12 protein-coding genes are annotated in these 20646 nt (G+C 61.7%); all 12 read left to right on the plus strand.

Annotated features, from left to right (window positions below):
• Positions 1-297 precede the first annotated feature (297 nt).
• The 12 genes from DLM86_RS04490 to DLM86_RS04545 all read left to right on the plus strand — a co-directional run bounded on the left by DLM86_RS04490 (position 298) and on the right by DLM86_RS04545 (position 20638).
• The gene (locus tag DLM86_RS04490) at positions 298-2112 is read left to right on the plus strand and encodes a sensor histidine kinase (protein WP_158289317.1); all 1815 of its coding nucleotides are present in this window, start codon (positions 298-300) and stop codon (positions 2110-2112) included.
• Positions 2084-3703 (plus strand): response regulator, encoded by a 1620-nt coding sequence (locus DLM86_RS04495; protein ID WP_110838779.1) that lies wholly within the window; start codon positions 2084-2086, stop codon positions 3701-3703. The genes DLM86_RS04490 and DLM86_RS04495 overlap by 29 nt, the downstream gene beginning before the upstream one ends.
• Positions 3704-3820: 117 nt before the next feature.
• The gene (locus DLM86_RS04500) at positions 3821-5494 is read left to right on the plus strand and encodes an extracellular solute-binding protein (RefSeq protein WP_110838780.1); all 1674 of its coding nucleotides are present in this window, start codon (positions 3821-3823) and stop codon (positions 5492-5494) included.
• On the plus strand, positions 5476-6396 hold the full coding sequence (locus DLM86_RS04505; RefSeq protein ID WP_110838781.1) for an ABC transporter permease: 921 nt from the start codon (positions 5476-5478) through the stop codon (positions 6394-6396). Before DLM86_RS04500 ends, DLM86_RS04505 begins: the two co-directional genes overlap by 19 nt.
• A gap of 12 nt (positions 6397-6408) precedes the next feature.
• Positions 6409-7287: a carbohydrate ABC transporter permease gene (locus tag DLM86_RS04510; protein ID WP_110838782.1), complete on the plus strand. Its 879-nt coding sequence runs from the start codon at positions 6409-6411 to the stop codon at positions 7285-7287.
• 41 nt (positions 7288-7328) lie between these two features.
• Positions 7329-9323 carry an FG-GAP and VCBS repeat-containing protein gene (locus DLM86_RS04515; RefSeq protein ID WP_110838783.1) on the plus strand — a complete coding sequence of 665 codons (1995 nt, stop codon included), beginning with the start codon at positions 7329-7331 and terminating at the stop codon, positions 9321-9323.
• Positions 9324-9456: 133 nt separating this feature from the next.
• On the plus strand, positions 9457-12444 hold the full coding sequence (locus DLM86_RS04520) for an alpha-L-rhamnosidase-related protein (protein ID WP_158289318.1): 2988 nt from the start codon (positions 9457-9459) through the stop codon (positions 12442-12444).
• 151 nt (positions 12445-12595) lie between these two features.
• On the plus strand, positions 12596-13888 hold the full coding sequence (locus tag DLM86_RS04525; RefSeq protein ID WP_158289319.1) for an ABC transporter substrate-binding protein: 1293 nt from the start codon (positions 12596-12598) through the stop codon (positions 13886-13888).
• Between the two features lie 40 nt (positions 13889-13928).
• Positions 13929-14819 (plus strand): carbohydrate ABC transporter permease, encoded by an 891-nt coding sequence (locus DLM86_RS04530; RefSeq protein WP_158289320.1) that lies wholly within the window; start codon positions 13929-13931, stop codon positions 14817-14819.
• Positions 14819-15655: a carbohydrate ABC transporter permease gene (locus DLM86_RS04535; protein WP_110838787.1), complete on the plus strand. Its 837-nt coding sequence runs from the start codon at positions 14819-14821 to the stop codon at positions 15653-15655. The genes DLM86_RS04530 and DLM86_RS04535 overlap by 1 nt, the downstream gene beginning before the upstream one ends.
• 20 nt (positions 15656-15675) lie before the next feature.
• Positions 15676-17073 (plus strand): family 43 glycosylhydrolase, encoded by a 1398-nt coding sequence (locus tag DLM86_RS04540; protein ID WP_158289321.1) that lies wholly within the window; start codon positions 15676-15678, stop codon positions 17071-17073.
• Between the two features lie 19 nt (positions 17074-17092).
• A complete protein-coding gene (locus DLM86_RS04545) occupies positions 17093-20638 on the plus strand; it encodes a carbohydrate binding domain-containing protein (RefSeq protein WP_158289322.1) in 3546 nt (1181 codons plus the stop codon).
• The last annotated feature ends 8 nt before the right edge of the window (positions 20639-20646 follow it).

The raw sequence follows: 20646 nt of genomic DNA on the forward strand, positions 1-20646 counted from the left end.
CTTCCATTGTTTAGAAATAATTGTAGCGGCTTGCCGCAAATAAACAACATTATTTTTCTGCTTTGTGCTTATCCAAAATTGTCTTCTCCGGCGGCTAGAGGCGGAAGGGATCATTTAATCGGCGTCGCACGGAAACGGCCGGGCGGCCGTTCGACTTGCCTTTCCCGATAAAAGGAACGGATTGACGCCCTTGAGGCCCCTATGGCATGATCAGGGAAAAATGGCGTCCCTCGTCTGACGAATGCGATGATGTCGCGATCGGCGCCCGTTATATTGAGACCAGGAGGTGAACGAGCGATGCCCGGAAACGTTCGGGAGATTCGCTTCGGGCTGTTTGCGAAGCTGACGCTCTTTTTCTTCGTCCTGACCATCCCGGTTTACCTCATCAGTCTGGCCATCCTGAACTCGGCCGTCAGGAGCATGCACGAGGAAGTGACGCGGACGACCTTCTCGAAGCTTCAGTTTTTTCTCGACCGTCTGGAATCCGACATGGAGAAGGTGAAGCAGTTCGAGATCGTGCTGCGCAACGACAAGGACATCCAATTTCTGTCGAGCGCCCACGGCATTGAGGGTTACGAAAAAATTGCGCTGTACAACGATCTGCTGTCCAAGTTCGGCATGATTGTCGCCAACAGCGACTACATCGACGACCTGTTCGTCGATTTCTACGGGCTTCAGGAACGATTGTCCCACGTATCCGGCTATTCGAACATTCCGCAAACGGAAACGGATCTGCTGCTGGGACAGGCGACGGACAATTCGGTACTGCAGCGGTTTTACCGCAAAGTTCCGTTGGCCAACCAGCTGACCGACGTGCTGACGTTCGCGCTGTACGCCCCGGGCTTGTTCGAGGTTCCGCGCACCGACGTGCGTTATGTGCTGGGAATGGACATCTCGCTGCAGAAGTTCGCGAACCTGCTCCGATCGTTCAAGGTCGGCGATACGGGAGAGGCCTTCATCCTGGATACGAACAGGAACGGGTATATCGGCAGCCGGGAGAAAGGGGAGCTCGAAAGGAAGATCGTATCCGTCCTCGAAACCGATTATGCCGATTCCGGCCAAGGCTCGATTTCGCTGAACGAATCCGATCGAACGTACATGGTCGTGTACAAGAAGTCGGCCGCCCTGAATTGGACGCTGGCCGTGTACTTCGTTGAAAGCGATATCATGGGATCGATCGACGAGCTGCGGCAATTGATCCGGCTGTTGATCCTGGTGTCCGCCTTCAGCATCATCGGCATCTCGCTGGTGACCTACCGGGAGATGCACAAGCCGCTTCGGCTGCTGTTTAATGCCATGCGCAGGGTGGAGCGCGGCCAGCACGATACCCGCATCGAGCAGAAGCGCAAGGACGAGTTCCGCTACGTCTACCATCAATTCAATCAGATGGTGTCGCGCATCGAGCATCTTATTCAGGAGGTGTACGTCCAGGAGCTTCGCGTCAACCAGGCGGAGCTGAAGCAGCTTCAGTCGCAGATCAATCCCCATTTCCTGTACAACTGCTTCTATATCATTTACCGGATGTCGGAGGAAGGCAACAACGCGATCGTCTCCGAGCTGGCCGAATACTTGGGCAAATATTTTCGCTTCATCACGCACAGCGCCGCGGAGGAGGTCACGCTGCAGGACGAGCTGCAGCATGCGGAGTACTACTTGAAAATTCAGAAGATCCGGTTCCCGGATCGCCTCGACTTCCATATTCACGCCGCTCCCGGATTGGCGGGGCTGAAAGTTCCGCGTCTGCTCGTCCAGCCGCTTGTCGAGAATGCGATCGTCCACGGCATGGAGAAAACGACCAAGCCGATCGTCGTGCGCGTGGAGATTTCGGCTGCCGACGGCGTCATCGAGCTGTCGGTCGAGGACGACGGTCCGGGCATGCCGGAGGAAGAACGGGCGAAGCTGGAGCGGATGCTGGCCGACGAGAAGAGCCAGCCCGAGACCAGCTGCGCCTTGTGGAACATCCATTGGCGATTGAAGTACAAATACGGCCCGCGCTGCGGCCTGTTCCTCGAGCCGCCGGCCGGCGGCGGGTTCAAGGCCGTCCTGCGCCTGCCTGATACCGTCGAAAAAGGAGGGACGATCGATGCATCGCATTCTGATCGTGGACGATGAGCCTTTGCTCGTCAACAGCCTGCAGCGTGTCATCCGGATGAGCGACCTGGCGGTATCCGACATCGCCGTCGCCTTGTCGGGCTCCGAGGCGCTTGCGAAGCTGCAAAGTCATAATGTCGACATCGTGTTGTCGGATATTCGTATGCCGGAGATGGACGGAATCGAGCTCATCCGGCAAGTGCACGAGCGGTGGCCGTGCTGCAAAGTCATCTTTCTTACCGGCTTCAGCCAGTTCGATTACGCGCAGAAGGCGGTCCAGTACGGAGCGTTCGATTACTTGCTGAAGCCGGTCTCGGACCGAGAGCTGCTGGACTGCATCGACCGGGCGATCCGGCAGAGGCAGCGGGAAACCGAGCAGCTGCTGTTCCAGGAAACACTGAAGAAGCAGTACGAAGAGGGACTTGCCGTCATCCGTCAAACGTTCCTGCGCAAGCTGCTGGCCGGCGACTTCGCAAATATCGGCCAGGCGAAGCGGAAGATGGAGAAGATGCAGATCGGCCTGGATCCGGAGGAGCCGACCGTCTTCCTGTTCTTCCGGATCGACGGAATCCGTGACGGCACGGGCTTCGACGAAGACCTGTGCGTGTTCGCCATCCGCAATATCGCCGAGGAGTTCTTGAACAAGCCGTTCCACCACTGCTGCTTGGAGGACGATAACGGCTATGTGATCTATCCCCTGCAGCCCGTCGGACGCCCGGACAGGGAGAAGGAGCCGGCGCCCTCGCTCGAATCGATCGCGGAAAGCATCCAGGAGTCGCTAGCCTTCTACAGCAAAATCCAGGTGACGATGCTGGTGTCAGACCCCGCGCCCTCGGTCCGCCAATGGCCGGAAACGTACCGCACCGCGGTCTCGATTCTCCGGCACAGCCTGTTCCTGGGGACGAGTCTGATTTTGGATTTCCAGAGCTTCGACTTCCGCAAGGAAGGACACGTATCGTCGTTGAGCCGGCTGCCGTCGCTGCATACGCTGATGGAATCCGGACGGGAGCGGGAGTTCAGGGAGCGGCTGCGCGAGCTGTTCGGCGAAATCCGGACCATGCAGGATGTGCCGTTCGGCCTCTATATCGAGCTGTTCCAGCACGTATCCGCCGCCTTCATCCGGTTGATCAACAAGCTGAAGCCGAATCGCGAACAGATGCAGGAGCTGGATCTGGACCTGGATAAATTGACGAGCGTCAGAGCCTTCGCCACGTTGGACCATATGGAGCACTATTTTTTGGGCGCCGCTGAACGGCTGTTCTCTCTCATGAACCAGAGCGCCAAAGACCACGTCGGCGCATTGGTAGCCAAAGTCAAGCTCCATGTCGAAAACCGTCTGTCGGACGAGCTCAGCCTGACCGCATTGGCGGACCACGTTCACGTTAGCGCACCGTATCTGTCCAAGCTGTTCAAGCAGCATACGGGAGAGGGCATCAACGAGTACGTCACGCATGCCCGCATCATGCGCGCCAAGGAGCTGCTGCGCGACCCGCAGCTCAAAGTGTACGAGGTCGCCGCCAAGGTCGGCTACGACAACATCCCGTACTTCACCAAGGTGTTCAAAAAGGTGGTCGGCGTCACGCCCCAGGAGTTCAAAAGCGCCAATAGTTAAAAAATTGAAAGGGATCATAAAAGTTTACCGTTATGCCGGTAGCCCGGAAGGATATACGATAAACGTGCGGGTGCATTCACTTCGAAAGCAAGCACGCGAGAAGGGGGAGTCGCGGGAATGAAAACGAAATGGAGAACGGGCGTATCCGCCTTAACGGTCGTGGTCCTGGCGGCGGCCGCGTCGGGATGCGGCCTCTGGAGCGGCAGCGCGGAGCCGGATCCGGGCAAGCCGGCCGATCCGTCGCCTGCCCCGGGAGACAGCGCCGCCGCCCGGGAACCGCTGGGCAAGTACGACCCGCCGATCGACATCACGACGGTTCGGGCGTTCGACGATTCGTTCAAGTTCGTGGAAGGCGAGTCGCTAGACGACAATATCGTCCTGAAGCTGTACCGGGAAGACATGGGCATCGTCTGGAAAAACCAATGGTCGGCCAAAAATTACGTCGAGAAGCTGAATCTGGCCATCGCCTCGAAAAATTTGCCCGACATCTTCATGGTCGACGCGGGGCAGCTCAAGGAGCTGTCGGAAGCGGGCCTGCTGGAAGATTTGACGGCCATCTACGAGCAGTACGCGACGCCGCCGGTGAAGGAATCGCTCGGCTACCAGAACGGCATCGGCTTGAAGATGGGCACATTCAAGGGAAAGCTGTACGGCTTGCCGGAGACGCGGGATACGGCCGGCAAAGGCAACCTGCTCTGGATTCGCAAGGATTGGCTCGACCGACTGGGGCTCGCCGTGCCGAAAACGATCGACGACGTCATCGCTGTTGCGAAAGCGTTTGCAGCAAACGACCCCGACCGCAACGGCCAGGCCAAAGATACGCTCGGCCTGATGGCGACCAACGGCCTGTTCGACAGTTCGGGGCTCGGCGCGCTGGACGGCTTCGCCGCCGCGTACGGCGCTTACCCGGGCAAATGGGTCCGGACGGCGTCCGGCGACCTCGGGTACGGCAGCGTGCAGCCGGAAGTGAAGACCGTGCTGGAGAAGGCGCACGAGCTCTACGCGAGCGGCGCGCTGAACAAGGAGTTCGCGCTCAAGGACGGCGGCAAGGCGAACGAGGACGTCATCGCGGGCAAGCTCGGCATGTTCTACGCTCCGTTCTGGGCGCCGTACTGGCCGATCAAGGACGCGCTGACCAAGGATCCGACGGCGGATTGGATCGTCGTTCCGCCGCCGTCCGGACCGTCGGGAGAGATCGGCGTGCCGGAGGTTCAATTCACGTTCCACTGGTTCGTCGTCCGCAAAGGGTTCAAGCATCCCGAGGCGATCGTCAAGGCGCTCAATTACTGGTACGACCTCAGCCTGGAGAACGGCTCGAGATACGCCAAGTTTTCGGAGCTCGACCAAGGCAAGTACAAGGGCATGGGCCTCGGCAACTACTCGACGCTGTACATCTCGCCGCCGGACATCAGCATGAAAAACGCGGACCAGCTGCTGTCGGCGCACAAGAGCGGCGATCCGTCCAAGCTGACGCCGTCCGCGAAGAAGATATGGGAGGACATGAAAATTCCCGGCGTCGAAGGATGGACGCATCAGAAAGTATGGCTCGACGCGGCTCCGATCGTGAAACGGATCAAGCCGAACGTCGTGGTCGACGAATTTTACGGCGCGCCGACCAAGACGATGGCCGAGAAGAGCGCCGCTCTCGGCAAGCTGATCAACGAGACGTTCACCAAGATCATCATGGGCGACAAGCCGATCGGCGAATTCGATGCGATGGTCGCCAAGTGGAAAGAAATCGGCGGCGATCAGGTAACCAAGGAAGTTAACGAATGGGCCAAATCCAGATGACGGCATTGTGGCACAACATTCGGAGAAACGCTCTGTTGCACGCGATGGTATGGTCCGGCTTCCTATTCGTCATCGTGTTCTCGTACGTTCCGATGTTCGGGGCGATGATCGTCTTTCAGAACTACAAGCCTTCGCTCGGGTTTCTGAAGTCGGATTGGGTCGGCTTGGACAATTTCAAATTCATGCTTCAGCTGGACGATTTTTACCAGGTCGTCTGGAATACGTTCGCCATCGCCAGCTTGAAGATGACGATCGGATTTTTCGTCCCGATCGGATTCGCGCTTCTGCTGAACGAGGTTCGCTCGCTCGTGTTCAAGAAGGCGGTGCAGACGATGGTCTACTTGCCGCACTTCATGTCCTGGATCATTCTGGGCGGCGTGCTGGCGAACCTGCTCTCGGTGAACGGCGGGCTGGTCAACGTCGTCCTCGGCTGGTTCGGCGTCGATCCGATCCTGTTTCTGGGCAGCAACTTCTGGTTTCGGCCGGTGCTGATCGCAAGCGACATCTGGAAGGAATTCGGCTTCTCGACGATCGTATACCTGGCCGCGATGGCCGGCATCAACCCGAATCTGTACGAGGCGGCTGTCGTGGACGGGGCGAATCGCTGGAAGCAGACGCTGCATATCACCATACCCGGCATCGCTCCGATCATGGCGCTTGTGGCGACGCTCAGCCTGGGAGGCATCCTGAATGCCGGATTCGATCAGGTGTTCAACCTGTACAATCCGCTCGTGTACGAAACGGGTGACATTATCGACACCTACGTGTACCGCATGGGTCTGGTGCAGGCGCAGTACAGCTTCGCCACGACGGTCGGAATGTGCAAGTCGCTGGTCAGTCTCGTTCTCATGGCCGTCAGCTACCGGCTGGCCTACAAGTACGCCAATTATCGCATTTTCTAGGAGGACCCGCTGTTGAAAGAGTACGCATCCGTTTCCAGAACGGTATTTCAAATCGCCAACGGCCTGGTATTGTCGGCTGCCGCCTTGCTCTGCCTGCTGCCTTTCGTGCACATCCTGGCGCAATCGTTCAGCTCCTCGGTCAGCGTAGCGGCGAATCAGGTATTGTTCTGGCCGGTCGACTTTACGACGGCTGCGTATGAGAAAGTATTCGGAGAGGGCAGCCTGCTTCGCTCGATGGGGGTCACGCTGCGGCGAGTGGCTTTGGGCGTGTCGCTCAATATGCTGCTTACGGTGCTGATGGCTTATCCGCTGTCCAAGGAGAACGAGACGTTTCGCGGGCGGACGGTTTACGCCTGGCTGCTCGTGTTCACGATGATCTTCGGCGGAGGCTTGATCCCGTTCTATCTGGTCGTCAACAACCTCGGACTGATGGATACGATCTGGGCGCTCGTGCTGCCGACGGCCGTTCCGGTCTACAATGTCGTGCTCATGCTGAACTTCTTCCGCTCGATTCCGAAGGAGCTGGGGGAGTCGGCCTACATCGACGGCGCTTCGCAATTGGCCACGCTGTTCCGCATCTACGTGCCGCTCAGCATGCCCGCGATGGCGACGCTCACGTTGTTCTCGCTCGTCGGGCATTGGAACTCGTGGTTCGACGGCCTCATCTTCATGAACGATCCGAAGCACTATCCGTTGTCCAGTTATTTGCAGACGATGATCATTCCCCTGAACGTGACGAACATCAAGGATATGGAAGAGCTGAAGCTCGTCTCGGAACGCACCCTGAAGGACGCGCAGATCATGATCGGGGCTTTGCCCATTCTGATCGTATATCCGTTCCTGCAGCGGTACTTCGTCAAGGGAATCATTCTCGGCGCGGTCAAGGAGTAGGCCGACGCCGAACGATACCGGCCAGATGAGGAGGTTTGCCAATGGAATCCGGCGCACCGATCCGACTCGGCTACGGCCAGTGGAAGGAGCTCGGAGAAGGGCTGCACGCCACGGCGTACATGCTCGACTACTACGGCGACGGCGGCAGGGACATCCTGTACGCGACCGACCCGTTTCTGCTCGGCCGAGGTGTGTTCGTCTATTTGGAAGACCGGAATGAAAGGGGGGACATTCCCCGCTACGGCGAAGCCGTCCGGCTGGATGCGATCGCCGGCTCAAGCGCGATGCCGCTTGCGACGGGGGACGACCGGCGGTTTCACATCCTGGCGTATGCCGGCACGTTCCCCCATCCGGATCTGGAGCGGCTGGAGCCCGACCCCGGCTGGCTGAAGCTGTACCGCAACCAAGGAGCGGGCGCGGAGCCATCCTTCACGCGGACGGCGGAACGAGTCCCGGTAGGCGGCAAGTCGCTGGCGGAAGCGCTGCCGGGACTCACGCAGCTGGCGATCCATCCGGTCCGCTCCGCCTCGGGCGCCACCGATTTGATCGTATGCGGCCGGGAGGACTGGATGAATTATTGGCCGGGAGGCCGCTACGGCGGCGGATTGAACGAGCATCCGAGCATGGGGTTCGGCCGAGGGTACGACGGGCAGGGCCATTGGAAAGGGCGACCCACGACGGTCCATATTTACTGGCTGGAGAACGTCGGGACGAACGGAAACCCGGAATATGCGGCACCCGTCCCGCTGCATCGGATGGAGTCGCTCGGCACGACGCCCGACGCGATCTGGTTCGACGCCGATGGAGACGGAGTCGTGGAGCTGGTCGTCCGGGAGGAGGTGGACCGTCTCTGCCTGTATCGGATGACCGAGGATCGCCGGGTTTTGACGGAATCGCGCGAGGAGCTCGGCTGCAGCCCGCTGATTAGAGGCTATTTTCAAACCTCGCTGTGCGCCTGCGACATCGACGGGGACGGCGAGGACGAGCTGCTCTTGACCGGCAATCCGGGAGTCGTGTTCTGGCTCGACAGACAGAACGGACGCTGGATCGAGCGCGAGCCCCTGTTGAACCGGGGCGGGCACGTCAGGGGAGAGACGTTGTCGGTTCCTTGCCTGGCCGACATGGACGGGGACGGCGACCTGGATCTCGTGCTCGGCGACGCTTCGGGCTTCGTCTGGTATTTCGAAAACCGGGCCGATGCTGCCGGCGGATTCGAATACCGCACGGGCATCCGGCTAAGCGCGGGGAAGGAAACGATCCATCACCAGGCAGGTCCGACCGGATCGCTGCAGGGACCCGGGGAGTCGAGATGGGGCTACGCCAATCCGCTTGTGACGGACTGGGACGGCGATGGGCGTCCGGACCTGATCGTCAACGACATCAAGGGCGAGTACCGGTGGTACCGGAATGCGGGCGCGGGCGGACCGCCGTCGTTCGAGGCCGGGACGCCGCTGCTGGCGAACGGCGAGCCGTTCCGGGCGGCCTGGAGGTCGAGGCCCGCCTTGTGGGAGGCCGGCAAGCTCGTTGTCATCAACCGGGACGGCTTCCTTCAATTCGTGTGCAAGGACGATCGCGATCCCCGGATCGTGCACGAGGGGGAGCTGCTGAGGTACGACAACCGCTGCGGCATCCGGGCCTGCGGCACCGGAGGCTCTTCCGGCCGGGCCGCGCTGTTCGCCTGCGACTGGGACGGAGACGGAGTCCGCGATCTCGTCGTCGGCGTCCCCGCGAGCGCCGGCAGCTACTTCAACGTGTACCTTCCGTTTTACTCGACCGTCTTCTGGCTGCGCAACATCGGCACCGACGACAGGCCGGTGTTCCAATGCGCCCGCCCGATCACGCTCTTGGACGGAACGCCGCTCGACCTGGTATGGCACCAGAGCGCGCCATGGTGCGCCGATCTGGACGGGGACGGCCGGCCCGACCTCGCCTGCGGGGCGGAGGACGGCAAGGTGTACGTCTGGAGAAGGGATGACCTGAGGTGGGACTGGGAGCCGGATACGGACCTCGGCTCCCTCCCCAAGCAAGTCCGATGAGGATGGCGGGATATGAAGAAGCCAGGCAGGCACGCACCGGGTCTTGTTTTGAATGTATGCGCTTACAAACAGAAGGGAGGTCGGCAAGCGGGTGGCCGAACGGAAGTCCAGGCGGCGGGAAGGAGCGAACAGCTTGATAAGACATAGAGACGCATATGCGGATTTCGGAGCGGCGAGGTGGATCGGGTTCGACCCCTCCGCGATCGCTCCGTACGAAGCGACGGCTTTCGTCTGCTTCCGGCACGAGTTCCAGTGGGAGCCGACGGCGGAAGAAGCCTATCTTCACATAACGGCCGACTACCGCTATACGGTCTGGATCAACGGGGCGCTCCTCGGTCATGGTCCGGTTCGCGGATGGCCGGAGGAGTGGTTCTACGATACGTACGAGGCGGACGCCTGGCTCCGGCCGGGCGCGAATACGATTGCCGTGCTCGTGCATGTACTGAACGAGGCGACCTTTCAATACGTGCCCGGGAAGCCGGGGCTGCTCGCGCGCCTCGAGGGAACCGCCCGTTCCGGGGCGCCTCTTGAGGTCGGCACCGGTGACGGCTGGCAATGGCGGCAGCATCCGTCCTTCGCCGGGTCGACCCCGCGCATCTCGACGCAGCAGTCGTACTCGGAGCAATATAACGCGCTGCTGGAGCCGGAAGGCTGGATGCACGCCGGGTTTCGCACGGACGAAGCGTGGAGGGAGGCCGTCCCGCTCGGACCGGTCGGTTGCGCGCCGTGGGGCCCGCTTCGACCGAGGGACATTCCGCTTCTGACGGAGGACGAGTGGTATCCGGCGACGGTCCGGACGCTGGAGACGGTTGAGCTGCCCGAACCGGCATGGAGCCTGAACTTGCGGCCGTGGCTGCTGCCGGGTGTCGCGGATGCGAGCCCCCATCCGGTGCGCGGCTTGCTCGTGACGACGGTCACCCTGGACGCGCCAGCCCGCGTTCGGTTCGGGATGCAGGATCGGACCTCCGGCGTCTATGCCAAGCTGCATGTGAACGGGACGGCGGCCGTCGAGAAGGACGTCAGCGGGTACCACTGGTGCGGCTGCTATGAGTTCGAGGCGGAGCTGGAAGCCGGTACGAATGTGCTGGCATTTTTCATGGACCGTGCGGCGCACGACTTTCATTTCCAAGCGGCCGTCCGGGACGAAAGCGGAAGATCGATGCGTCTGGAGCCCGGTCTGCCCGGCATCGCGGAAGGAAGATTCGCCGTTGTCCCCGGGGACGATCTGGACGAAGCGAAGCTTCGGCAGCTGCTGGAGGCCGCCGATTGGGAGCAGTGGACCGCTGCGGCCGAAGGCCGCCGGATGCAGGTCGTCCCGGCCGGCCGGGAGCATGGGGTCAACGTGTTTCACCTGATGACGGACGCCATCCCGATCCGGGACGTACCTCCGTCCGCGGCAGCCGAGAACGTGAACGCCAGCTGCGGAGGCAACGCCGATTATGCGCTTCTTCACGATCCCGGAGAGGGGAAAGCGGTCCGGCTCGTATACGAGTTCGAAGCGATGACGGCCGGCTGGATCGAGTTCGAAGTGTGGGCGGAAGCCGGAGCGGTTCTCGACGGATACGGCTTCGAGGCGTACGAGGGCGACCGGATCGTGCACATGGGGTCCATACACAACACGGTGCGCTATGTCGCCAGGCAGGGCTGGCAGCGCTATCGTTCTTATTTCCACCGCGGGTTCCGGTATTGGATGCTGCAGGCGTCCGCCCTGGGCGGCGATCTGAAAATCCGGTTCGTGCGCTGCATCCAGAGGACGTATCCGTCGCCTCCTATCGGCCGCTTCCGCTGCGCGGACGAATCGCTGAACCGGATTTTCGAGATGTGCCGCCGGACCGCGCAGCTGTGCAGCGACGACACGTTCGTCGATTGCCCGACGTACGAGCAGGCGTTCTGGGTGGGGGACGCTTATGTGATGGCGGCCGTGCAGAACACGTTGGCGGGGGCCGAGCCTCTCGTGCGGAGAAGTCTGCGGCTTGCCGGCTCCTCCATGCGGCGATCGCCCGTCGTCGAGTCCCACGTACCGAGCGGGTGGCCCAACGTGCTGTCCACCTGGAGCCTCCTGTGGGCGATCGCTTGCGAGGAGCATTACCGGCATACGGGCGACCGCTCCTTCGCCGAAGAGTTGTACCCGCTCCTGATCGGGCAAGTTCGCTTTTTCCGCGACGAATGCACGGACGAAGCGACGGCATTGATCCGCTCTCCGTTCTGGAACTTGATCGATTGGGCTCCGATGGACGTGCCGGACGGCGTCGTCTCGACTCCCATGAACGTGTTGTTCGCGGAGAGCTGCCGCAGAACGGCTTCGCTGGCCGACGTTCTCGGTCGGGAACGGGAGGCCGAGGAACTGAGGCGGCTTTCGGCGTCGATCGTGGCGTGCATCAACGCCCATCTGTGGAGCGAGGAGCGCCAGGCGTTCGCGGATTGCATGCGCGAGCCCGGCCGGCTCAGCCCGGTGTTCAGCGAGCAGACGAATCTGCTCTGCTACCTGTACGAAGCGTGCCGTCCGGAACGGCGCTCCGTTCTCGCGGGCTATGTGCGCGAGGCGCCCGCGGATTTCGTCCGGTCGTCCACGCCGTTCATGCGGTATTTCAAGCTGCAGGCGATGGAGAAGGCGGGCCTGTATGTAGATTTGTTGCGGGAAGTGCGGCAAGCCTGGGGGTATATGCTGGAGCAAGGCAGCACGACATGCTGGGAGGATATGCCCGGCCGGTGGGCGCCGGGATACCCGACCCGAAGCTACTGCCACGGCTGGAGCGTCGGTCCGGCGCATATGCTGCCGAAAATCGCGCTCGGCATCGCGCCCGCATCCGCCGGCTGGAGCCGGGTGAGAATCGCGCCGCAGCCGGTTCATCTGCCGTGGTGCGAAGGGAAGCTGCATACGCCGCATGGCGACGTGAGCGTCCGGTGGGAGAAGGGAGCGCGGGAATTCACAGCCTCCGTCAGCCTCCCGCCCGGCGTTGCGGGCGAGCTCGTCCTGCCGATGGAATCGTCGAGGGTCGGGCGAATCGTGACGGAAGGCTCCGGTTCCGGCGACAAGCCTTACTTGTCCGAAGGGAAATGGGCTGTTCGCATCGGAGCCGGGGAGACCCTCGAGATCCGGGCGTCGGTCCGGTCCTGGTAGCCGTCGGTTCCCGACCCGAAAACCGTCTGGGGAAGCCGATCATCGAGCCCGGGATCGGGGCCGAATCGGACACCCGTCATCCCGAATTTCGGAAATGCCCCGTCGCCATCGGCGGGGAACGACTGACACGATATTACATGGGGGGTTCAACATGAAAAAGATGGTATGCTTGGCCGCTGCCATATGCCTGACCGCGGGGATCGTCTCGGCCTGCGGCGGGAAACCGTCCGCCGACGGCGGAACGAATGCGGGGAAATCCGGGTCGGCGAAAAACACGACGCTGACCCATCTGACCTGGAGGGTGCCGGATACCGGCAAAGGGTTCGAGAAAGTCGTCGGCAAGTACGAAGCCGACCACCCGGGGGTCAAGATCGACGTCAAGAACGTCGCCTCCGACCAGTACTCCAACACGCTCAAGACCCGCCTCCTGGGCGGCGACCCGCCGGACATCATGACACTGGGGCCGGGGACCGACTACACGGAGGCCGCCCGGCAGGGGTATTTGCTCGATCTGACGAACGACCCGATGCTGGCGAACATCCAACCCTCCGCGCTGGAGGCGGCCAAGGTCGACGGCAAAGTATACGGCATCCCGTACGATCTCGTATCGCTGGTCGTACTGTACAACAAGAAGATATTCAAGGACAACGGCCTGAGCGTCCCGACCAACTACGACGAGATGATCCGGCTGTGCGAGACGCTGAAGGCGAAGGGGATCGTCCCGGTCGCCTACGGCATCAAGGACAATTACGTCACTCAATTCCTGCCTTACATGATCGCGCCGATGGCCGTGTATGCGAAAAATTCGAACTGGGACCGCGATCTGGCGGCCGGCAAAGCCAAGTTCAACAGTCCGGAATGGAAGCGCGTGTTCGGCGTTCCGTTCGAGTTCCAGCAGAAGGGCTTCCTGACGCCGAACGCGCTCGGCGTGGGCGATCAGCAGAGCGTCGAGATGTTCGCGAGAGGCGAAGCCGCGATGACGTTCACGGGCACCTGGGCGACGAGCGTGGCGAAGGCGGCCAATCCCGACCTGCAGGTCGGCATGTTCCCGTTCCCCGGCAACCGCCAGGGCGAGGACAATTGGATGAACCTGTCGCTCGGGCAGATCCTATCCGTCTCCGCTAAGAGCAAGTCGCTCGAGGCGAGCAAAGCGTATGTGCAGGCGTGGACGGCGACCGAATACGCCCAGCTGTGGACCGACGAAGCGAAGACGATGCCCTCGGTCAAAGGCGTCAAGCTGGCGGCCGACCCGGCCGTCGACGAGCTCGCGCCGTACTTGTCCAAGCTGAAATCTTGGCAGTTCGCCAACGTGGGCTGGCCGGCCGGCGTCTCGGACGTGTACATGAAGAAATTCCAGGAGGCGTTCGCAGGCCGGGCGACGCTGGACGACGTGCTGCACGCGATGGACGAGGCCGCAACCAAGGCTGCGGCGGCCGCCAAGTAACGGCATCGACCCCAAGAATGAAATGAAATGGAGCTGTCGCATGAACGCCCGAAATTTCAGAGATCAACTGCAGCAGTTCGCGTTTGTCCTGCCGGCGCTGGCCGTCTATATCGTCTTCTTCATCTATCCTTCGGTCGGGAGCATCTACTACAGCTTCACGGACTGGCACGGATTGGAGAAGAACATCGCGTTCGTCGGCTGGGACAACTATGCGCGAATCGTTCAGGACGAAGCTTTCGCTACCGCGTTGTCCAACACGCTCCGCCTCGTCGTCGTCGTCTCGATCGTCCAGAACGTCGCGGCGCTCGCCCTGGCGATCGGCCTGAACGGCTCGATCCGGACGAAGAAGCTGCTGCGCACGATGTTTTTCATGCCGGCCGTCATCAGCGCCCTGTCCGTCGGCTTCGTCTGGAGCTATATTTACAACCCGGTGGACGGCATTCTGAACGCCGCCTTGCGAGCGGTCGGCTTGAGCGCATGGGAGAACGACTGGCTCGGCAACGCCGACATCGTCCTGTACTCGATCATGGGCATCATCGTCTGGCAAAACGTCGGGTATGCCATGGTCATCTACCTCGCCGGTCTACAGGGCATCAGCGATTCTTACTATGAGGCGGCCGCCATCGAGGGAGCCGGCCCCTGGCAGCGATTCCGCGCGATTACGCTGCCGCTGATCGGGCCCGCCACGACGGTCAACGTCATGCTGTCGGTGATCGGCTGCCTGAAAATGTTCGACATCATCTACGCCACGACGGGCGGAGGTCCGGGCTACGCGACCGAGACGATCGCCTCGCTGCTGTTCTCCAACGCGTTCGGAGGACGCAACGAGTACGGCTACGGCGCGGCTATCGCCATCGTGCTGTACGTTCTGATTTTCGTCGTATCGTGGATCATGCTCAAATTTTTCCGCAGCCGGGAGGTGGAGGCGTGATGCGCACCGGAGCCAAGCGGTACAATCCCGTATTGGAAATCGTAATGGCGGCGCTCGCCTGTCTGGTCTTCTATCCGATCTTCCTCATCGCGGCGAACGCGTTCAAGACAAGGGAGGACATGGCCTTCAACCCGTTCGGGCCGCCCTCCCGCACCGGCTTCACCTGGGACAACGTCGCCGAGACGGTGCGCGGCATGGACATTTACAAGCCGCTGCTCAACAGCGTATGGATCACGGCCGGCAGCCTGATCGCGATCATCGTGTTCGCCTCGATGGCGGCTTATCCGATCGCGCGCAATCGCACCAAGCTGTACGGCGCGCTGTACCTGTTCTTTTTGTCGGGCATCATGATTCCGTTCCAGCTCGCCATGATTCCGCTGTACAAGGAGATCAAGGCGCTCGGCCTGATGAACAGCCAGTGGGGCATGATCCTGATCTACAGCGGCGTATTCCTGTCGTTCCCCGTCTTCTTCTACAGCGGATTCATCAAGAGCGTCCCGCTCGAGCTCGAGGAGGCGGCGCGGATCGACGGATGCGGCCGGTTCCGTCTGTTCTGGACGATCGTCTTCCCGCTGCTGAGGCCGGCGACCGCGACCGTGGCCATCCTCAGCCTGCTGGCGATCTGGAACGAATTCGGCCTGTCGTTTCTGTTTCTGCAGAAGACGTCCTCGATGACGCTCGTCGCGGCGCTGTTCTCGTTCCGCGGACAGTACCACGTCAACTGGCCGCACATGTTCGCGGGCGTGCTCATCGCGGCGCTGCCGATCGTCATCGCGTTTCTGTGCGTCCAGAGCTACTTCGTCAAAGGCATCGCGGACGGCGCCTTGAAAGGTTGAAGGAAGGGAGCATGCGGAGGATGCGATTGTTTTACGAGGCCGCGCCGGCGGGATGCGGCGATTTCATCCCGTTCTGGCACGACGGCGCCTACTATTTGTTTTATTTGCACGGCCGGGAGCGGCTGGATGTCGGCTTGCTCGTCACGTCGGACTGGACGAACGTCCAAGACAAGGGCATCGTGCTCGCGAAAGGAGGTGATGACGACCAGGACCGTTCGATCGGAACGGGCTGCATCGTCCGCAGGGATGAGAGATTCCATTTCTACTATACGGGCTTCAATCCGGCCTTCAAGAGCCGGGAGGGCGCGCACGAGCAAGTGCTGATGCGGGCGGTCAGCGACGACCTCGTGCATTGGACCAAGGATGCCGACTGGCGGCTGGCTCCGGGACCTTCCTCCCGTTATCGGGGAGACGAAGCTTGGAGGGACCCGCATATTTTCCGCAATGAGGAGGACGGCCGCTACTGGATGATTTTGACGACCCAGACGCGTGAAGGCCCCGCCCCGGAACGGGCCTCGGAGCGCAGAACCGGACTCGGCTGCGTGGCGCTGTTCGCGTCCGACGACTTGGACGAATGGGAGGAGCGGGACCCGCTCCTTGCGACCGGCTGGTACGATGCGCCGGAATGCCCGGACCTGTTCCGGATCGGGGACTGGTGGTACTTGCTGTTCTCGGAATATCGCGATCTGTGGACGATGCATTACCGCATGTCCCGATCGCCGCGCGGGCCATGGCTCGCGCCGGCGGACGATGCCTTGGACGGCAAGGCGTTTTACGCCGCCAAGACGGCCTTCGACGGAGAGCGGAGAATGCTGGTCGGCTGGACGGCCGGCAAGGAAGGCGGGAAGGACGGAGGCAAGTATGAGTGGGGCGGCTGCCTGACCGTCCACGAGCTCGGGCAGCGGCCGGACGGAACGTTGACGATGCGCCCGCCCGATTCGATCGAACGGGGATTTCGGAGCGCAGCGACGAGCGCGGCACTCCGCGCACCGGTAGAGACGATAGACGCGGGCGCCGGACTGCGCTACGACCTGCTGTCCGAGATGCCGGACTTGTGCATGATCTCGGTCGAGCTGGAATGGGAGCCGGGTACCGCCGGTTGCGGATTGCTGCTCCATGCGGCGCCCGGACTGAACGACGGCTACATGCTCTGGCTGGAGCCGGGGCGGGGCGTACTGAAATTCGATCGCTGGCTTCGCCCGTGGGATTACCCGGCGATGGAGCGAACCTGCGCGCTATCGGGGACGCGCGCCCGATTGAAGGCGATCCGTTCGGGGACGACGATCGCCGTCTACGTGAACGACGAAACGGCGCTGTCGGCCCGAGCCTACGAGCTTCAGGGCGGCCGGTTCGGCTTGTTCGCGAGCGGCGGCCGGGCGGCGTTTCGAAACGTGTCAATCGGTACGCCCGAACTTTGAACCGATAAGGAGGGATATGATGATTCGCCGAACATTCGTGAAGGGCTTGATCTTGTGCGTGGCGGCAGCGCTGCTTGCGGTATGGGTGCCGGCGGCGGACCGGGCGGAGGCGAACTCGACGGTCGGCATCGCGCTCAAGAACAGCGAGAAATCGTACGACGGCACGACGCTGGGCATGGGCGGAACGGTCATCCCGTTCGGCTTCCACCCTTCGTGGCTGGCGAGAGACTTCAACGAAGACGATCTGGCGACGCTGCTCACGTACTTCAAGAAGACGGGGGCCACCGTAGCCCGGCTGTGGGTGGACGGGGCTTGGTGGGAGCCGGTTAACGACAACGCGGACGAGACGGTCATGAACGACGCCGGTTTCACCTGGAACAGCCGGGAGATGGAGTCGCTGTACAAGTACGTACAGGGATTCAAGGATGCGGGCGTCGATCTCTACGTCTGCCTGATGTCCGACGATCCGAAGTATATGTATCCGTGGCTGATCGCCGCCAATACGCTGGGCACTTCGCCCAACGCCGGGAAGTACGGCGAATATGCCGAGCATCTCGCGGCATTGGTCAAGCAGCTCGTCGTCGTTAAGGGATTCACCAATGTCAAATACGTGTCGTTCAACGGCGAGCCGAACAATTTCTTCTTTACGCCGCCGGGGATTACGAAGCTGGATCATTACAAGGCGACGATGACGGCCGTTCGCAACCGGCTGGCGAGCGAGAACCTGCTTGCGTACGTCAAGCTGATCGGCCCCGACATCAGCTATGCCGATCACGATACGAGCGACTGGCTGAACGATCTGGCCACGAACATCCCGGACAGTCTGGACGCCTATTCGATCCATTCCGGGCAGAGCAAGCCCGACGCGACCTCCGGAGCGTATTACAATCTCATCTCCGGATTGATCTCCGATATCCGGGCCCGCGATCCGGCCGCGGCCGACAAGCCGTTCATGGTAACCGACTACACCCCCACGGGGACGGTCCGGCGAGCGGAGGACGGGCTGAACGCGGTCGCGCTCGTCGCGAACGGACTGCGGGCGGGTGCGAGCGAGTTCGGCCGGTGGACGTTCGCGGAGGACATCTGGACCTGGCCGTTCCTGGCCAATCAGACGTCCACCAGCTTCGGGGATTACGGGTACGGCATCGTCGGCAGCAAGCAGGAAAATTTTACGCCGAGGCCGGTGTACAAAGCGACGGCGCTGCTGTACAAGCTCGTTCCGAAAGGATCGACGACGTACAAGGCGACGACGTCCAACGAAGCGGTCATCCCGGCGATCGTCCGGACGGCCGGCGGCAATCATACGATCATCGTCGTCAACTGGTCGGATACCGCGGCCGACGCGACCTTCACGCTGGATACGCCGATCGGCACGACGTTCCGGAAGTACAAGTTCGCGCCAGCCGAATTGAACACGGTCGATAAGTTCGGGGAGATTCCGGCGAGCTTCGCGACGAAGACGGTGAACGGCACGACGTTTACGGATACGATTCCGGCCAATACGGTCTACTTCTACTCCGACATCGCGGACGGCACCGCTCCCGGCCAGCCGACGGGACTGACCGCCGCGTCGCCGAACTTCAAGCAAGTGCGGCTGCAGTGGACGGCGGTATCCGATCCCGACGTGGCTTATTACCGGGTATACCGCAGCGAGACGGCCAACTTCGCTCCGTCGCTCGCCAACAAAGTAGGGGAGATCTGGATCAAGCCGGGAGGCGCGCCCGCCTTCAACGACAAGAATGTCGATCAGGGGAAGACCTACTACTACAAAGTGTCCGCCGTCGACGGAATGGAGAACGAAGGGGCGGCGTCCGGGCAAGCGTCGGTGACGGTCGCGTCGGAAAGCTATACGCAAACGCTGACCGTGACGGATTCGCCCGACGGCTATTACGAGATCGACGCCGACTTCGAGAACGGCTACAAGGCGCGCCTGTACAAGAAAGCCGGCGTCATCGGGTGGGTCCAGGACAAGCTGGGGTACACCCGGACGAATTTGAATTCCGAGCAGTATTCGCTGCCCATGGTATTCAAGTACAGCAGCGGCGCGTACACGGACAAAGCCGTGAACGGCGGAGCGGAAAGCGGCACGACCGGGCCCGACGGCTGGTCGACATGGACCGATCAGGGCGGCGTCTTCACATGGGACGCCTCGGTCAAGCATAGCGGCAGCCGGTCGTTGAAAATCGACAATGCGCTGCCGAACACGAACTCGCTGTTCTACCAGCAGACCACGAACGTCATCCCGGGCAAGGAATACGTGCTGTCGTACTGGATCAAGACGAATCAAGTGTCCGGCAACGCCGATTCCGGACGCGGCGCTTACGTTAACGTGCAATTTCTCGACTCGAACGGGGCGATCTTAAGCTCGATCGGCGGCTTCGACGCCCAGTCGAACACCGGCACGAACGACTGGACGTACTTCTCGAGCCGCATGACGGCGCCGCCCGGCACCGTCACCGTTCAGATCGGGACGATGCTGTACGGCAACAACGGCACGGCCTGGTTCGACGACATCCGCTTCGAGGAGCAGCCGGACATCGCGATTTCGGGACAGCGCACGCTAGCCTACTACGAAGCCGACTCGGTGACGTACAACAACATCTCGCCCTCGCGCAAGCAGATCGTGACGGTCGTCGGCAACGAGACGCTCACCTACGACTTCTACAGCGACCGGATCGAGATGAAGGTCGCCGGCCCGAATGCGGGCGGCTACTATATCGAGGACGGCGGCATCGTGCAGCGCAATACGGCGTTCGCCTTCTGGTCCGACGGGACGGAAACCGCGCTGAGCGATACGTTCGCCGGTACGCAGGTTGCGAAGAACGTGTCCGGGGTCGAGCTGTACCAGCCGCCGTCCGCGCAAACCGTCTGCTACGAATTCGGCTCCGCCAAGCCCGTGACGGTGACCAATGCGATCCGGTTCCGCGGGTACTACCCGCGATTCCAGGTCAACAGCGGAGAGACGTTCACGCTGAAATTTCCGAAGAAGCGGAGCAACCCGAACGGCGGCGCGGAAGCGGGGACGACGGCGCCGAGCGGCTGGACGACGTGGAATCAGTCCGGCAACGTGTCGTTCGTCTGGGATGCGTCGACGGCGCACTGGGGGAGCCGGTCGTTGAAGACGACCAACACGTCGGCCGACAATTCGGCCTGGTACGCCCAGGTCGACCAACCGAATATCGCGAACACGTACCGTTGGTCGAGCTGGATCAAAACATCCGGCGTAGCTTCAACCGTCGGCCAGGGAGCTTATCTGTCCGTCGAGGCCAAGGATGCCTCGTATAACGTGCTGGCGGTCTACCGGACCCCGTTCGTTACGGGGACGACCGATTGGAAGCGGTACGAGATCGAGTTCAATCTGCCCGAGGGGACCGAGCACCTGCTCGTGGAAGGCAATCTGTACGGCGCGTCGGGAACAGCCTGGTTCGACGATCTGGAGCTGAATTACGCCGATACCGGCATTCACAATGCCGGAGCCGAATACGGGAGCGGCGGCAGCCCCGCCGGCTGGGCGACCTGGACGACCGGCGGAACCCCGTTCGTCTGGGACACGACGACGGCCTAGCGGGGGAA

Origin of the sequence: Paenibacillus flagellatus (assembly GCF_003217775.1) — a bacterium.
Classification (GTDB): Bacteria; Bacillota; Bacilli; order Paenibacillales; family NBRC-103111; genus Paenibacillus_AB; species Paenibacillus_AB flagellatus.

What these genes read in the sequence shown, in the direction of transcription:
- DLM86_RS04515 (WP_110838783.1), top strand. Translation starts at nt 7,329, where the DNA reads ATGGAATCCGGCGCACCGATCCGACTCGGCTACGGCCAGTGGAAGGAG.
- DLM86_RS04490 (WP_158289317.1), top strand. Translation starts at nt 298, where the DNA reads ATGCCCGGAAACGTTCGGGAGATTCGCTTCGGGCTGTTTGCGAAGCTG.
- DLM86_RS04500 (WP_110838780.1), top strand. Translation starts at nt 3,821, where the DNA reads ATGAAAACGAAATGGAGAACGGGCGTATCCGCCTTAACGGTCGTGGTC.
- DLM86_RS04545 (WP_158289322.1), top strand. Translation starts at nt 17,093, where the DNA reads ATGATTCGCCGAACATTCGTGAAGGGCTTGATCTTGTGCGTGGCGGCA.
- DLM86_RS04495 (WP_110838779.1), top strand. Translation starts at nt 2,084, where the DNA reads ATGCATCGCATTCTGATCGTGGACGATGAGCCTTTGCTCGTCAACAGC.
- DLM86_RS04505 (WP_110838781.1), top strand. Translation starts at nt 5,476, where the DNA reads ATGGGCCAAATCCAGATGACGGCATTGTGGCACAACATTCGGAGAAAC.
- DLM86_RS04530 (WP_158289320.1), top strand. Translation starts at nt 13,929, where the DNA reads ATGAACGCCCGAAATTTCAGAGATCAACTGCAGCAGTTCGCGTTTGTC.
- DLM86_RS04535 (WP_110838787.1), top strand. Translation starts at nt 14,819, where the DNA reads ATGCGCACCGGAGCCAAGCGGTACAATCCCGTATTGGAAATCGTAATG.
- DLM86_RS04540 (WP_158289321.1), top strand. Translation starts at nt 15,676, where the DNA reads ATGCGATTGTTTTACGAGGCCGCGCCGGCGGGATGCGGCGATTTCATC.
- DLM86_RS04525 (WP_158289319.1), top strand. Translation starts at nt 12,596, where the DNA reads ATGAAAAAGATGGTATGCTTGGCCGCTGCCATATGCCTGACCGCGGGG.